Annotated in this window: 12 protein-coding genes and 1 pseudogene; 9 read left to right on the top strand and 4 right to left on the bottom strand. The window is 39.1% G+C overall.

Annotation, left to right across the window (positions count from 1 at the left end; translation table 11 throughout):
* The first annotated feature begins 332 nt into the window (after window positions 1–332).
* Window positions 333–920 carry a Crp/Fnr family transcriptional regulator gene (locus B3297_RS16245; RefSeq protein ID WP_254667763.1) on the top strand — a complete coding sequence of 196 codons (588 nt, stop codon included), beginning with the start codon at window positions 333–335 and terminating at the stop codon, window positions 918–920.
* A gap of 18 nt (window positions 921–938) precedes the next feature.
* Here the strand turns inward: B3297_RS16245 and B3297_RS16240 are convergent, their stop codons facing one another.
* The gene (locus B3297_RS16240; protein ID WP_070569433.1) at window positions 939–1,424 is read right to left on the bottom strand and encodes a hypothetical protein; all 486 of its coding nucleotides are present in this window, start codon (window positions 1,422–1,424) and stop codon (window positions 939–941) included.
* A gap of 1,029 nt (window positions 1,425–2,453) precedes the next feature.
* Between B3297_RS16240 and B3297_RS16235 the strand changes: the two genes are divergently transcribed.
* The 5 genes from B3297_RS16235 to B3297_RS16215 all read left to right on the top strand — a co-directional run bounded on the left by B3297_RS16235 (window position 2,454) and on the right by B3297_RS16215 (window position 11,496).
* Window positions 2,454–5,594 (top strand): SusC/RagA family TonB-linked outer membrane protein, encoded by a 3,141-nt coding sequence (locus tag B3297_RS16235; protein WP_070569436.1) that lies wholly within the window; start codon window positions 2,454–2,456, stop codon window positions 5,592–5,594.
* Window positions 5,595–5,604: 10 nt separating this feature from the next.
* Window positions 5,605–7,482: a RagB/SusD family nutrient uptake outer membrane protein gene (locus B3297_RS16230; RefSeq protein WP_286779144.1), complete on the top strand. Its 1,878-nt coding sequence runs from the start codon at window positions 5,605–5,607 to the stop codon at window positions 7,480–7,482.
* A 245-nt stretch (window positions 7,483–7,727) separates the two neighbouring features.
* Window positions 7,728–9,119, top strand: a complete 1,392-nt coding sequence (locus B3297_RS16225; protein WP_084823277.1) for a 3-keto-disaccharide hydrolase — start codon at window positions 7,728–7,730, stop codon at window positions 9,117–9,119.
* A gap of 11 nt (window positions 9,120–9,130) precedes the next feature.
* Window positions 9,131–10,546 (top strand): Gfo/Idh/MocA family protein, encoded by a 1,416-nt coding sequence (locus B3297_RS16220; protein WP_286768285.1) that lies wholly within the window; start codon window positions 9,131–9,133, stop codon window positions 10,544–10,546.
* A 452-nt stretch (window positions 10,547–10,998) separates the two neighbouring features.
* Window positions 10,999–11,496 (top strand): DinB family protein, encoded by a 498-nt coding sequence (locus B3297_RS16215; protein WP_286768284.1) that lies wholly within the window; start codon window positions 10,999–11,001, stop codon window positions 11,494–11,496.
* A gap of 29 nt (window positions 11,497–11,525) precedes the next feature.
* On the opposite strand, the gene B3297_RS16210 is transcribed toward B3297_RS16215, so the two are convergent.
* Complete coding sequence (locus B3297_RS16210; protein WP_046676349.1) at window positions 11,526–11,888, bottom strand: winged helix-turn-helix transcriptional regulator; 363 nt, start codon at window positions 11,886–11,888, stop codon at window positions 11,526–11,528.
* 154 nt (window positions 11,889–12,042) lie between these two features.
* Here B3297_RS16210 and B3297_RS16205 point away from each other — a divergent pair.
* Window positions 12,043–12,573 (top strand): annotated as a pseudogene (locus B3297_RS16205) (NAD(P)H-dependent oxidoreductase).
* A gap of 115 nt (window positions 12,574–12,688) precedes the next feature.
* On the opposite strand, the gene B3297_RS16200 reads toward B3297_RS16205, so the two are convergent.
* Together B3297_RS16200 and B3297_RS16195 are read right to left on the bottom strand one after the other, a co-directional pair.
* The gene (locus B3297_RS16200; protein WP_286768282.1) at window positions 12,689–13,444 is read right to left on the bottom strand and encodes an SDR family oxidoreductase; all 756 of its coding nucleotides are present in this window, start codon (window positions 13,442–13,444) and stop codon (window positions 12,689–12,691) included.
* Window positions 13,445–13,494: 50 nt separating this feature from the next.
* Window positions 13,495–13,884 carry a helix-turn-helix domain-containing protein gene (locus B3297_RS16195; RefSeq protein WP_286768281.1) on the bottom strand — a complete coding sequence of 130 codons (390 nt, stop codon included), beginning with the start codon at window positions 13,882–13,884 and terminating at the stop codon, window positions 13,495–13,497.
* Between the two features lie 236 nt (window positions 13,885–14,120).
* Between B3297_RS16195 and B3297_RS16190 the strand changes: the two genes are divergently transcribed.
* Window positions 14,121–14,801, top strand: coding sequence for a response regulator transcription factor (locus B3297_RS16190; protein WP_046675722.1), 681 nt, complete (start codon window positions 14,121–14,123; stop codon window positions 14,799–14,801).
* Between the two features lie 2 nt (window positions 14,802–14,803).
* The gene (locus tag B3297_RS16185) at window positions 14,804–16,150 is read left to right on the top strand and encodes a sensor histidine kinase (RefSeq protein ID WP_286768280.1); all 1,347 of its coding nucleotides are present in this window, start codon (window positions 14,804–14,806) and stop codon (window positions 16,148–16,150) included.
* Window positions 16,151–16,208 lie beyond the last annotated feature (58 nt).

Here is a 16,208-nt window from a genome sequence, read left to right as displayed (position 1 = left end):
GTACGAAAAGTTCGAATTTTACGTTAGTATAGTAAGGTTGTTTTCTGATAAACCGTATTGGATACCATAAATGCGAATCAGCCCGCCTATTTTAATGGCGGGCTGATTTTCTGTTAGAATCCTTTTTAGGAACACTAGTCACAATGTGCTGTCATTCCTTCAATTTTGGTGTTAACATGGACATGAGGTCCTTTTCTTTGATATCGATGACATCCATTACTTGAATTTATTTTCCCAGCCTTGCTCTTCGAGCTTATTTGAAATGGTGCCGCATGTATTTTTTATGATAAAATGAATGAGTAGCTTTGTCTGTACAAAAAATTGACAGACTGTTGGAAAAACTGAAAGAACATATAAAGAAATTTGTCGCTATCGATCCGGTCGAATTAGAAGAAATATTGCATTACTTTAAGACCAAAACGGTCGCGAAAAAAGAAAATATACTGGAGGAGGGCCAAGTGTGTAGATACCATTTTTTTGTATTGAAAGGTATTCTCCGTAAATTCTTTGTTAATGAAAAGGGAGTCGAACAAACGACTGAATTTGCCATAGAAAATTGGTGGATTACGGACAATATGGCTTTCGAACATAAGCTTGTTACGTCATTTTACATTCAGGCCGTAGAGACCTCAGATTTAGTTTATATCAGTCAAGAAAATCAAGAAAAATTGGTAGCTGCATTTCCGATCATGGAGCGTTATTTTCGATTTGTCTACCAAAGGGCTTATGCTGCTGCGCAAATGCGGGTTAAATATCTATTCTCTAAATCTAAAGAAGAATTCTACCATGATATGCTCCGTAAATATCCGCAGTTTGTACAACGTGTTCCGCAATACCTGATTGCTTCGTATCTGGGATTTACGCCAGAATATTTAAGTGAAATCCGTAAAAAAAATACTTCCCTGAATCTCTTGCTATAATTTCATTGCAATTGAAGGCTAATAGCATTGGTCCGAATCTGCAATGCGAAAAGGGCTAATTTGAAATTGAAGCTTGTGTTCTTTTGCATAGTCTTGTGCTAATTTTTCGAATTTTTCCATTGCCTTTTCCTCAGAAGCAGCAAAACAGTGCAGGTTTAATTCCAAGGGTTTCTCTGAGGTGGCCGGATCGATACGCAATTGTTCAACTTCGGAGAGGACAACAGCAAAAGAAGTTTTACAGATCTCAACTTCTAAATGCGGCCCTATTAATTGAGATGATATGCTATAATAAGAATCATTATTTTGGATTTCTTCCTGAAAGGGGTCTAAATAGGTCGTAACAATAGATCGATAACCATATTTAGCATTACCAAAGAAGTGATCAATATATTCCTGTGCTTTTTCATATGTTGAGAAGACACCTTCCAGATTGGTGAATAAATCTGGATCTTCTTTTACTTCTTTTGAAACTACTGTATATACCTTAATGGGGTTGGTTGTCATATTTTGTATGCTACTGTTTGTACATTAAGTAAAAGTAAGTTTTTCTGCAAAAAAACTAATTTAGACTTTTATCTATGAGCGATTCTAAGATAAAATCCTCGTTTTAAAATAAAAAATTTCCTTTGTTAACTTGTAGCCTGTTTAGAGCAGGTGTTTGTGCTTTAAAGTTGTATATAATTTTCGTATTCTCCAAATTTTTTACTGATTGTTTTTATTTACTTTTCTAAAATAATACGAATTGCGTACACGACCCTGTCGTTGAGCCCTTTTTATGACCATCGTATCATCAAGTTCCTCCTACAAATAACGTGAGTCTATGTTGAGGCTAACTTTTTTAGTTGTTTTCAATGTGGGGGCACCTGGTTTACACGGCCTGGGTAGGGCAATGTTAGAAATAAGCTAATGAGAAGAGGTTGTATGTAGAATTGGAGATTAGTCCAACTACTTCTGACGCCGAATGATGGAGACCTGTTTTGGCTAACTCATCAGCAATACGATTTTGTTCCAAACTCCGATTCTTTCATTTGACCCGATGTAAATAATACAGGTGACTTTTGTCCCCGGCCAAGAAAAAATTCTTGATCATGTCGTTCTTGAATTTAGTAAAGTGTGTGTGGTTTCTTTTATGAAAATTTATAAATTCAATATTTGTTTTAATTTAAAAGATAATGAAATTGTACGTGTAAAAAGATATCATTTTGTGTCAAAAATATGCTTTTTTGTATCAATTTATTTTAGTTTTTATTCACTTTAAAGCATATTAAGGGCTTTTTTGTTTGCCGTGTGTTGTTTTTTTTGCCTGAGGTATAACCTATTCTCTCTATTTTGTTGGAATGCCGTGATTTGTTTTTTATGGTCATTCAAACGTTTTCGTAAATAAATGGATTAAAAAGATTTGATTGTGTATTCTTAATTAATACTATTGTTTTGTGTTGATTAAATAATAACCAATTGATATTAATGGACTAAAAGGTCTTGTTTTTGGGCTTTTTATAGTTTTATTTATTAATAACCAATAAATCTTAATCTATGAGAAAATTTAATCGTTTAATTTTCGTTAGCTTTTCTTTTTTGTGTATGCTATTGCTGTCTACAGGAATTGTTTATTCACAAGGAACTGGAAAAGAACTAATGGGTACCGTCAAAACAAATGATGGTCGTTTTTTGGAAAAAGTCACCGTTTTGATGAAGGGAACTTCCATGGGTACAGTAACAGATAGTTACGGTCGCTTTAGTTTAAAATTGCAGCGTAGTACTGCTAAAGTTACTTTAACTTTTACCCATACAGGGTACTTGTCCAAAGAACTTGAGGTAGAAGTGGGTAAGAAAATAGAGATTACCCTTTCTGAATCTACAGAGAATCTAGATGAAGTTGTCGTTATTGGGTACGGAACAGCCAAGCGGAAAGATGTGACAGGTGCAATCGTTTCTGTGCAGACCGAAAAGCTTGAGAAGGAGGCGCCCAGGTCAGTTCAGGATCTCCTGCGGGGAAATGCAGCTGGATTGGTGATTGGACAGGGTAATTCAGCTAAAGGTGATGCTGATTTGCTCGTAAGGGGAAAGGGAACATTGAAAGCTGGCAGCAGTCCGCTAAATGTCGTGGACGGCGTTATTTTTGACGGAACATTTGCTGATATTAATCCCAATGACATTCAGTCAATCGATATTTTAAAAGATGCTAGTGCGACTGCTGTGTACGGTGCAAAAGCAGCCAATGGCGTTATCTTAATTACGACAAAAAGAGGTAAAAAAGGAAAACCGTCTATTACTTTCAATGGTAATTTTGGAATGGTGGAAAATGCAGGTATGCCTGCAGTGATGAATGCTGATGAGTTTTTGAAATATCGTTATGACTTTGAAGTAGGTCGTCGGACAGAGGACTATCTTAAAGCACACCCCGAAATGTTTGTGGACCCAAGACTGCTCAATGGAACCAATCAATTGGACTGGTATAATTACGATCAAAAGACGCCCGTTACAAATGTAACAGAGGATCAGCTGATCAGGTCTTGGCTTTCTCGATTAGAGCTTAAGACGCCGGAAATTGAAAATTACATGAACAATAAGATTACGGATTGGCAGGATTTGGTTTTTCAAAAGGGGATCCAGCAGGATTATGCAGTTGCTGTATCGAATAGTAATGAGGTGTCAAATTATTATTTGTCCTTGAATCATGTTGATAGAGAGGGGATTATATCTGGTAATAGATTTAGAAATTTTCGTACTAGATTAAATTTGGAAACAAAGATTACACCCTATTTAAAAGTTGGTGCTAATACTAATTTTGCGGTTCGAAATGAAGGTTTTTTACAGGCGGATTGGAAACAGTCCGCTGTGATATCTCCCTATGGATCAAATAATATCGATGATCCTACAAGTATTTATCAAAGACTTCCTACTGGAGATGTTACACCAGTAAATCCTTTTTTTGATAATCAATTTAGAGACCGAAAAGATCATTACAATACATTGAATTCCAGTTTGTACGGTGTCATTACTTTGCCCTTTGGGATAGAATTACAATCCAATTTTACGCCTTCGTTTATCTGGCACGAATATTATAACCACGATTCTTCTAAAAATCCAGAGTGGAAGGCAAAAGGGGGCAGTAGCGAACGATCATTTGAAAAAACCTATAATTGGCAGTTAGATAATGTGTTGCGTTGGAAGCGGCGATTTGATGAACATAATTTTGAAGTAACATTGCTTCAAAATGCAGAGAAAGGGCAGTATTGGCAGACCAAGGCCACAGCTTCTCAGTTTGTACCTTCTGATGTCCTGGGTTGGCATCGTCTGCAGGCGGGCACTATTCCATTGAATGAAAGTAATGATACCTACCGGACAGGGGACGCCTTGATGGCCCGCTTATTTTATTCCTTTAAAGATCGTTATATGTTGACTGCTTCTGTTCGACGTGATGGGTATTCAGCATTTGGCGCTCAAAATCCGAGAGCAACTTTTCCCGCCCTGGCTTTTGCCTGGGATTTTACGGCGGAAGAATTTATGAAAAAGACCAAATCCTGGTTAGACTATGGTAAACTGCGGCTTTCCTGGGGAAGAAACGGAAACCGCGATATTGGAATGTATGAAGCTCTTTCCGACATGACCTCTGGATTACATCCCTATATTGATGCGAGTGGAAAAGTTTATCTTTCTTCTCAGCTATACGTGAATAGAATGGCCAATTTGGGCTTAAAATGGGAGAATAAAAGTTCGTATAATGCCGGTTTGGATTTTTCAATTTTCCAAGGCCGTCTGAGTGGCGCACTAGATTTTTATACGGCGACGACGCAGGATTTATTGGTGGATCGAGCATTGCCAGAAATTATAGGGTTTAACAGTGTTGCCGCCAATCTTGGTGAGCTCTCCAATAAAGGTTTTGATATTACCTTGAATAGTAACATCATGAATAGGGGCGATTTTAGTTGGAATGCGACGGCGATCTTTATGTTGAATCGGAGAAAAATCGTGAAGTTATATGGTGATATGGTGGATGTGAAAGATAGTGAGGGAAATATCGTTGGCCAGAAGGAAGCGGACGATGTTAAAAATAGATGGTTTATTGGCCAGGATCCCGACCGGATATGGGCCTACCAACGAAATGGAATCTGGCAATTAGGGGAAGAGGAAATGGCAGCAAAATATGGTAACCAACCTGGCGATTTTAAATATATAGATCAAAATGGAGATGGGGTCTTAACGGATGCCGATCGCGTATTTCAGGGGTATACAACACCGCGTTTTCGCTGGTCGTTTCGAAATGAATTGCGCTATAAAGATTTGAGCTTCTCTTTCTTTATGTACTCCAATTGGGGGCATTTCGCAGAATTCAATAGGGCCGCAAACAATAGTAATTTTGCAGATCGCAGTACGGATTATGCGCTACCTCGTTGGACCCCCGAAAATCCGATCAATGATTATGCCCGAATTGGTTCAAAAAATAACGGGACTAACTACATCAACAAGTCTTATATTAGATTGGAAAATATCGTATTATCATATTCCATTCCTAAAATACTCTTGAATTCGTTGAAAATAAAGCAGTTACGTGTTGCTGCATCTGTGAGAAATGTAGCCTATTGGACAAAAGATTGGAGATTCGGTGATCCTGAAGCTTCAGGTGACCCAACCCCCCGTACGTATAACCTTAGTTTAAACCTTACCCTTTAATTTTTAGATCATGAAATTGAAAAAAAATATACTATTTAGTTTATGTATTGGTTCAATGGCTGTTTTTACATTTTCGTGTAGTAAGGATTGGCTTAAACCGAAACCCTTGTCTTTCTATGAGCCTGATGTTGCACTTGCCGATGCGCAAGGTATGTACTCCGCTTTAACGGCCTGTGAAAGAAATATGCGGCATGAATTTTTTGGCGATGCTGCGCCCATTCTGACCGAGATTATCCAATCTGAAGTAGCCGTAGAGGGGACAACAGATAAAGCTGGTCCACAAATGGATATGGATATTGCACTGCTCCCCGATGCAGATCTCAATCACAACGATAGAACTAAAGTGGGGTGGTATTGGTACGAGGGATTTAAGGGGATAAAATATGCCAATCTGATTATTTCAAGAATAGATGTAGGAACTTTTAAAGACGAAAATGAAAAAAACGCGATTTTAGGAGCTGCTTATTTTCAACGTGCCTATCGTTATTTTAAATTGGTGCACCAGTTTGGCGATGTTCCTTTTATTGATAAAGAAATAAATGAACCGAAGTACGATTTCTATAGTTACGATCGTTGGAGCATTCTCGAAAAATTACGAAAAGACCTGGAATTTGCCTACCAATGGGTGCCCGAAAAAGTAGACCGTGGGCGTACCTCCAAATCGGCTTGTGGTATATTGTTAATGAAGGTATGCATGGCCTTGGCGGATTTTGATAGGGCGATTGCTGTTGGAAAAGAGATAGTTGCACTACACCCACTTATGAAAAGTCGATTTACAGTGAATAAGACAAGGCCAAATACCAATCTGATGTTTGATCTTCATAGTGTTGAAGCAAAATTAGATGGTGCCAATACCGAAGGTTTAATGTATGTAGTTTCTTATCCTGGAGTTGATGGTTCTGATCGTATCAGAACAATGCGTAATGGCGTTCCTTTTTGGAACAACGGCGGTATAAAAACACCAGACGGGAAAACGGGGACAGGATTATCATTGGCAGCGGATGAAACTGATCTTTCATTGGACTTAAATAAGAACTATGGTCGTGGTATAGGACGATTGCGTCCAACCTGGTATTTTACAAATCAGATTTGGAGGCCTGGCAAAGAGGATAATGACTTGCGGGGGATCTTTAACCGGGATAGTTGGCGAAAGATGGAAGATTTGAAGTACAATGAGCCCAACTTAAAAAAGACGGGCAATCCCTGGTATGGAAAAAATCTGGTTAAACCGGTGGGAATGAGTGTGGAGGATTCCATTCGTCTATGGTTCTCTTGGCCGCATTACAAATTATTTGTGCCGGATCCATTGCAGACACAATGGGAAGGCGGGGAGACCCCGTGGTATATTTACCGTTCTGCAGAAGTCTATTTATTGTTGGCCGAAAGTTACTATTGGAAAAATGATCATGGTCAGGCCGCTATGGCCATTAACGAAGTCCGTCAACGCGCCGGTGCATCACAGCTAACAGCAGATGAAATCAATATCGGTGAGCTATTAGATGAGCGCACACGTGAGTTGTATTACGAAGAAAACAGACATATTGAGCTCGTAAGGATTGCCTATACCTATGCAAAGACCCGAAAACCATGCGAAATTTTTGGTGGTCGTGTCTATGATTTAAAACAGATTAGCGGCCCGGGCGGAACGAATGCGAACATTAAACAAACTGGAGTTAATTTCTGGTACGATAGAGTGGTTGCTAAAAGTAATTTCTATAATAAAGGGGTAAAACATAAGTGGGCCGAATATAAAATTAGTGTGCACCATATCTTATGGCCTGTGCCCGCTAATGCGATTAATACCAATATTAAAGGTGTTATCAATCAAAATATAGGTTACCCAGGTGCAGAGAAAAATAAAACGCCGCTATTGGTTGAAGGTAAGTAACAAGTGTTTTCAAACGTTTTCGTAAATAAATCAGATCATTTGATTCATTTCACTTATATTAATTGATATTATTGTTTCGCTGAGTCAAATGATTAATGACTGCTTAGTAAATGATATGTATCAGGCTTGAATGTGGAGAAGCTGTGGATGATAATTTTCAATAAATTGGCCAGACACACGTTGTAAGTTACAAACCAATGATGAATAAATAAACCGGGTCAATAGACTCAAGATTAAATTTTACAATGAAAAGAAATACACTATTTAAATCTGTTTTGATGGCTGCTATGGTCGGCAATGCTGTTATGTCGTATGCCCAGACAGATAAGAGTAATGAGAAAGGTTGGACGAACCTTTTTGATGGAAAAACGCTAAATGGCTGGAAGTCTGTCGGCGGAAAAGCACCTTATTCTATAGAGGGCGATGCTATCGTAGGTCGAATGACAAAAGGTACACCCAATTCTTTTTTGATCACTGAAAAAGAATATGGTGATTTCATATTGGAGCTGGATGTTAAACTTGAAGGCAATGAAACAAACTCAGGTATTCAGACACGGAGCCATCTTGATCCAAAGGCTAATGATGGACGCGGACGTGTATATGGAAGGCAAGTAGAAATAGACCCCTCTGCCCGTGCTTGGACAGGTGGAATCTATGATGAGGCGCGTCGTGGATGGATTTATCCACTCGATTTAAATGAAAATGCTAAAAAAGCCTATAAAGTAGAGGAATTCAATCATATACGAATTGAAGCCATTGGTGATGAGCTGCGCACTTGGATCAATGATATTCCTGTTGCTTATGTCGTTGATACGATCGATAGATCTGGCTTTATCGGGTTGCAGGTGCATGGTATTCCACCTAAACTGGATGGAAAGAAAGTGTACTTTAAGAATATTAAAATAAAAACAACCGACCTCAAATCAAAAGGTTTTCCAAAAGATCTTTATATCGTGAACTTGAAGCCAAACGACTTGGCTGACGCTGAAAAGAAGAAAGGTGTTAAGCTTTTGTTCGACGGTAAAACCAATAAGGGCTGGCGGAGTATACATGGCGATAAATTTCCGGAACGCGGTTGGGAAGTTAAGGATGGCCAAATGACTGTGCTAAAATCTGACGGTGGTGAATCGACCAATGGTGGCGATATCGTCACAAAAGATAAATACGCGGTGTTTGATCTTTCATTTGAATTTAAGCTTAGTCCGGGAGCCAATAGTGGTGTTAAGTATTTTGTGACTTTAAAAGAAAAATCAAAAGGATCGGCTATTGGTTTGGAATATCAAGTGCTGGATGATGCTTTACATCCTGACGCGAAGTTGGGACGTGACGGAAATCGTACCTTGGCATCGCTTTACGATCTCATTACATCCAATCGTGATGATCGCGCGCGTAGACCGATCGGCGAGTGGAATAGAGGTCGAGTTGTGGTCACAGCAGATAACAAAGTTGAACACTATTTAAATGGCATTAAGATGTTGTCTTATGAGCGGGGATCCAAAGCGTTTAAAGATTTAGTTCAGATCAGTAAATACAAAGATTGGGAAAACTTTGGCGAAGCGAAGGAAGGTTTTATTCTTCTCCAGGACCATGGTGATCGTGTTTCATTTCGCAGCATAAAAATTAATACACCGAATTAAGCCTATCTCTTATGAATCATTATTTATCGCGCAGAAGCTTTGTTAAACAGTCCGTTATCGCTGCAGGAGCGGTTATGCTGTCCAATAGTGTATTGGGGAATGTTAACTTGGCCAAACCAAATGAACGTGTCAACTTAGCCTGTGTAGGCTTGGGAAACAGGGCTGCCGACATCATTAAAGAACTCTATAAAACAGGACTCTGTAATATTGTTGCGCTATGTGATGTCGATCTTGGTGCGAAACATACGCAGGAAATTTTGGGTTTGTTTCCCGATGCACCGAAGTTTAAGGATTTTAGGGTAATGTTTGACAAAATGGGAAATCAGATTGATGCTGTAAGTATCGGAACTCCTGATTTTTCGCATTTTGCCATAACGATGCTTGCACTGGATTTAGGTAAACATGTCTACGTGGAAAAACCAATGGCGAGAACATTCCTTGAAGTCGAACTGATGGCAAATAAAGCTCGGAAAAACCCTAAGCTTGCTACCCAAATGGGAAATCAAGGGCACTCCGAAGCAAATTACTTTCAGTTTAAAGCCTGGAAGGATGCCGGCATTATTAAGGATGTGACGCGCATCGATGCGCACATGAATATGCCGCGTAGATGGCATGGCTGGGATGTAAATATAAAGGGTTTTCCTGCCGCAGAAATGATCCCCGAAACATTAGATTGGGATCTTTGGCAAATGCAGACTATTGGCCATAATTATAACAAAGATTTTGTGAATGGTCAGTGGCGCTGTTGGTATGATTTTGGAATGGGGGCTCTAGGCGATTGGGGGGCACATATATTGGATACAGCACATGAATTTTTAGATTTGGGGCTGCCTACAGAAGTGTCTGCTGTGAAGCTTGATGGGCATAATTCCTATTTTTTCCCCATGTCTTCAACCTTGAAATTTCATTTCCCAAAAAGGAAAAAGATGCCAGCAGTCGATATCAATTGGTATGATGGACTGGATAATTTGCCACCTATACCCGAAGGCTATGGTGTATCCGGATTGGATCCCAATATTCCTGCACCTAGTACAGGGAAATTGGAACCCGCCAAACTAAATCCTGGGAAAATTATCTACAGCAAGGATTTGATATTTAAAGGTGGCTCCCATGCCAGTACCTTGCAGATTATTCCAGCAACGAAAGCCAAGGAAATGGAGTCTCGGTTACCGGAAGTGCCAAAATCACCGTCAAACCACTTTGCTAATTTCTTGAAAGGTTGTAAAGGCGAAGAAAAAACCCGCTCGGCTTTTGAAATTGCAGGTCCTCTGAGCCAAGTATTTTGCTTGGGTGTAATTGCACAACGCTTAAACAGTAAGTTGATATTGAATACGCAGACAAAAGAAGTGACCAATGATAAGTTTGCCAACGCACTCTTAGCCGGACCTCCACCAGCAAGAGGTTGGGAGCAATATTATAAGATGTAAAGGCCATTAAATGGGTATCTAAAAGAAAGGGCAATGTGAACATTGCCCTTTTTATGTTTGAAATGAAAAGCCTTTATAACCTATCCCTACTATTATTGGGAAGATGGGCCTGCTTTTTTCTCGATTCGGTGATATGATAAAGGATGATGGAAGATTATATTTTTGCAGTCATTTATAAAAAAAAAGGTTTTCAAACGGGGAGAATGAAAACCTTAAATAACCAATTATAAACCTAAATTATGATGATACAAAGGTAAGTGTATTTACTACACTATGCAAATTTATTTTAAAAAATAATTGAATCGATTTTAAACAAGCTATAGGAAGTAGCTATTTTTATAGGAGTAAACTGTATTTTTGACGAAACGGACTGCTATCTGCATTCTTTTTAAACGCTGTAGCTTTATGGATTTTAAAAAGCATCCGCGTAGACTGTTAGCTATTTTAAAAGCATGGAAAATTTAGAAGTATGGATGCGTGGACCTATTGAAGGAGTTCCCGCTCTTCTCCAACCTGTTGCGCATGCACTTTTACAAGTTGAAGAAGATGTTTTGAAGTATACCGCACAAATATCCTCAGCGCAGCTTTGGACAAAACCGGGTGGCAACGCCAGTATAGGTTTTCACCTGCAACATATTCGTGGAGTAATCGATCGCATGTTTACTTATGCCGAAAATAAATCCTTAACGGATAAACAATTTGACGACCTCCGTCAGGAAGGTCTAGAAGATGGTGCTTTAAGCGTGATATCGCTTGTAGAAAACTTACATCGGCAGATTCAGCAATCTTTGCAAAAACTGGCGTTAATTGATCCGGACACCTTGACGGAACTACGTTTCTTGGGTAGAAAACGGATCCCTACTACGTTGATTGGTTTGTTGTTCCACGCTGCAGAGCATGCACAGCGTCATGTCGGCCAATTACTGGTAACAGCACGATGTATGAAATAAAAACAACCTTTCGTTCTGTCAGCTAAAGTCTAAGATTTTTGAACCTGTTGTAACTTCTCTCCCCATTTCCCTAGTTCTCGAATAATTGGTTTGAGTTCATATCCCAGTGCAGTCAGCTCATAAAGTACACGTGCCGGGACTTCTGCATATACAGTACGTTTAATAATGTTATCATCTTCTAGCTTGCGCAATTGTAAGGTGAGCATACGTTCAGTGATACCCGGTAAACATTTTTTGATTTCAGAATAACGTAGCGCGCCATTGATGAGATAGCAGCATATGGCTAGAGCCCATTGACCACCAATCACATTAGCGGCAAAAACTTCGGGGCAATTATGCTCAAGTTGCTTTTTATTTGAAAAGTTAGTGGAGCTCGTCTTGATTTTAGTCATACGCACATTTTTTATAGTACCTAACATTGGGTTACAGATAAGCCAAAATAGGAATTATGTCGCTATTTTTAAATCATAGTCCTGTCGTTTATTAAAACTGCCGCTACGAATCGGCTAAATGTGGTGACTTGTGCATATATAGATACATAATAAAATGAAAACATTAATAGTCGTTATTCACCCCAATTTTGCTGCTTCCGTCGTAAATAAAAGTTGGGTTAAGGCCTTGGAAAATCAACCTGAGTTGTATGACATCCATCAATTGCACCAAGTCTATGCTGATGGTAAAATTGATGTCTTGGCCGAGCAGCAGATGATAGAGAAATATGATAAAATTGTCTTTCAATTTCCCTTTTATTGGTTTAATTGTCCGCCGTTTTTCAAGCAATGGCTGGATGAAGTGCTTACTTATGGATGGGCTTATGGTAAGAACAGTGGCTAAAAATTGGAAGGAAAGAAAATTGCATTAGCAATTTCTGCTGGGATAGACGAGCAGGAGTATAGGGAGACAGGAAAGTATAAATATAGCATGGATCAATTAACAAGTCCTTTTGAAATTACTTTTGATTATGTTAAAGCGGATTATCAAAAACCTTTCGTCTTTTATGGAATTGAAAAAGAGTCATCTACCTCATGGGTAGAAGAGGGCGTGACGCGCTATCTCCGTTTTTTGGAGCAACTCTAGTTAATAAATATCAGGGCTTGTTTATTGTTGCTTAGCTTTTGTGATATACGAATCAATCCAAAGAAATAGGCTTATCAAGAAAGCATCTTTCTCAAGATGCTTTCTCTTTGTTGTTTTACCGTGTTGTATAACCACCATTGGCAAAAATGGTCTGCCCCGTTATCCACCAACCATCGGTGACCAAGAATTCCACCAAAGGCGCAATGTCTTTTATATCGGTTAGCCCACCTAATGCTGAAGCAGATTTATGGTAAGCAACAGCGTCTTCGCTTTCCTGTCCATAGAAAAATGGCGTATCCATTGGCCCTGGGGCTACAGCAGTAACCGAAATTCCCCGTTCTCCAAATTCTTTTGAAGCAGCTCGCGTAAAATGCTCTACTGGAGCTTTCAGTCCTTCATAAGTAGAGTATAATCCCGTATAGGCCGCCAATAATGAGGTAACAATCGTACAGATTTTGCCATTTGCATTCAGTTTTTTACCCGCCTCCCGAATAAAGAAATAAGCAACTTTTGAATTGATGTCACTCATGCTGTCATATTCTTCGACCGTGGTATCCACAATTGGCTTTTTCAATACTTTACCGACCGTATTAATGGCGATATCTACGCCACCAAACTGCTCAATTGCGACATCAAAAAGTTTCGTGATATGCTCAATTTTTGTCAGGTCCGCCTGCACTAATATTGCTTCTGCCCCCGCGGATTTGACAGCTTCCAGAGTTTGTTCAGCGTCTGCTTTGGTATATTCACTATTGTAATGGATCACCAGCTTTGCCCCTTGAGCCGCAAAATCCCGACTTAATAATCCGCCAAGGTTTTTTGCACCACCAGCGATAAGGACAACTTTTCCTTTTACATCATTTCTTGCCATAATAATTTAAATTTTGATTATAGCAAATCTCACAAATGTTAAGGAACCTCTTATGGTGAACTTTTCGCTTTTTTTAATTGACGAAATTGTGATGGCGACATGCCTTCATATTTTTTAAAAAATTTTGTGAAGTTGGACGGGTCGTATGTCAGCATTTGTGCAATTTTCGCAATGGTCAAATCACTATTAACGAGTAGGTCCTTGATACAAGCTAATATCTTTTGTACATAAAAATAGCAGGGATGATTTCCGGAAGTTTCCTGTATAATCTTGATAAGATGCTTTTGTGAAACACAGAGTATGTTGGCGATATCCTGAAGCTCCATCATTTCTATGCTGTCTCCACGAACCAATTCCGCTAAATGGCGATCTAAAAAGTCAAAATATTGAACTGTAATCTCTTCACTTCTTTTTCTATTGGAGAGCAATGCTGTGTTCATTTTAATTCCTTTCCGAATTGTTAGGTTAAATATAAACAAATAATATAGGACGTAATATTTTTTACCTGAATAATCGAGAATTCCGCATAATGGACTTGTCAACGTTATAGACAAAGATTTTTATCCTCGACACTGCTCTGGATCACCCAAACGATTAATTTGTAAATTCGTATACTTGTAGAATTCTAAGAGAAATGCGGGATTTTTATAATCCCGCATAAAAATAAACTGAGTATATGCAGATACTTTTAGTAGAAGACGATCGCCGTATTAGCAGCTTTGTTGTTAAAGGTCTAGAAGAGATGGGCCACAAGGTCATTTTGGTTGAATCTGCGGAAGCGGCACGTGAATGGATCAATGCGGATTCATTGGACATTGTCGTACTTGATATTATGTTGCCCGGAATAGATGGTATACAATTTACGAAGATGATCCGATATCGAAAAAATCATATTCCAATATTGATTTTAAGTGCCTTAGGAGAAGTTGAAGATAAAGTCGAGGCCTTGGAAAGTGGTGCTGATGATTTTCTTGTCAAACCCTTTTCCTTTAAGGAATTGGTTAGCCGTATCAAAGCCTTGGTACGCCGCGACAATTATAAAAACGTACCAAAGGATAGCTGCGTAGAAATTCATGATTTAAAAGTGGATCTTGAACGGTATGAAGTCCATAAGAATGGTAAAAATATCGATCTATCACCTAAAGAATTTAAACTGTTGAAGTATCTGATCGAAAATCGCAATAAAACCCTTTCAAGAACAGCGATCTTACAGGCTGTCTGGGGAATTGATTTTGATAATAATACCAATGTTGTCGATGTATACGTTTCTTATTTAAGAGGTAAGATTGATGCGGGGAGTGATACCTCCATTATCAAAACGGTGAAAGGGGTAGGTTATATGCTCACAACGGACTGACCATGAATTTAAAGATTCGACTCACACTCTTTTCTACCTTGGTATTCACCATCATTTTTGGGCTTGCAACGCTAGTCATCTACTGGATATTTTATAATTCTTCTGAACGACATCTGATAAGCTCGCTGGAAAAAAATGCGAAGATAGCCGGTATTTATTACCTTGAAGCGGACGAACAGAGTCCGCTAAAGCACATGGAATCCAAAAATCAATATGAAAGTCTGGTCAAGCGCGCGATGGTAGCCGTTTACAACGCAGCGGGGAAGGTGAGTTATGGTGGTATGCGGTTTGATAATCAAATTAATACAGATTTGCTGAACCAGCTGAAAACAGACAAAACGGTTTATTTTAAAACAGCCGATAGCTTTTATTTTGGTTTGTATTATCCCGATAATCAGGGCGATTTCTTTGTGTTTGTCAAAGAGTCCAGCGCAGATTTTGATCATCAGTTGAACCGTTTACTCATTACGCTTGTCTTTGTTTTTCTCATTGCATTGATTAGTATTGCCTTGTTGTCGGTCTGGCTGAGTAAGTATGCTTATCTGCCCATTCGTAAAGTGATCCAAGAAATTCAGCATAAAGATTTAAGTACCATTCAGGAGCCCTTGACCGCCATAAAAACCAAGGATGAACTCCAGGATCTGATTGAAAGTTATAATGCACTCCTACGTCGGATCAGTGAAAATATGATTATCAGAAAGAACTTTGTAAGTTATGTTTCCCACGAGTTCCGAACGCCTTTAGCGGGTATCCTGGGCTCAATGGAGGTCTTCGGCGCAAAAGTTAGAACGGAGGAAGAATACCGTGAACTGGCCGAAACCATTACCGAGCATGTGAATTTTCTGAATCAGCTTATTGGTAATTTTCTATTACTGACCGAAGATCAGGCCCTGAAACGTTCCCTGGAAACCTTTCGTATCGATGAGATCGTGTGGGACCTTGTACCTAAATTTTCGAGATCATTTGCCGTACCCTTGAAAGTCGATATAGAGGTCGACGAACCACAATACTTTAATTTTCGGGGCAACAAGATGCTCATCTCCCTTTCGATCTCTAATTTAATCGAAAACGCACTGAAATACGCAAATGGGCAAGAAGTGCTTATCCGAATGACCAGTGCAGATGGCAGACTGTCTTTACAAATTATAGATCACGGCATCGGTATCCCAAAGGCCGAACTGGAGTCTGTGAAACAGACTTTTTATCGTGGATCAAATGTCGGTCAGGTGAAGGGAAGCGGCATCGGTCTCTCATTTGCGCAAATCGTTTTTAAGGATCAAGGCGTAGACTTTGATATTCGCTCGAACCATCTGGGAACTACCGTATCACTGCTATTCCCTAAATTCTAATCCTTTTCTAATCTCTTCTAATTAAACTTTAATTTAACCTAAAGTTGCCTGTAATCTC

This window comes from Sphingobacterium sp. UBA3519, from assembly GCF_002377215.1.
GTDB classification, from domain to species: domain Bacteria; phylum Bacteroidota; class Bacteroidia; order Sphingobacteriales; family Sphingobacteriaceae; genus Sphingobacterium; species Sphingobacterium multivorum.
Note: the sequence above shows the minus strand (reverse complement) of the source record. Positions and strands in the feature narration are given on the sequence as shown.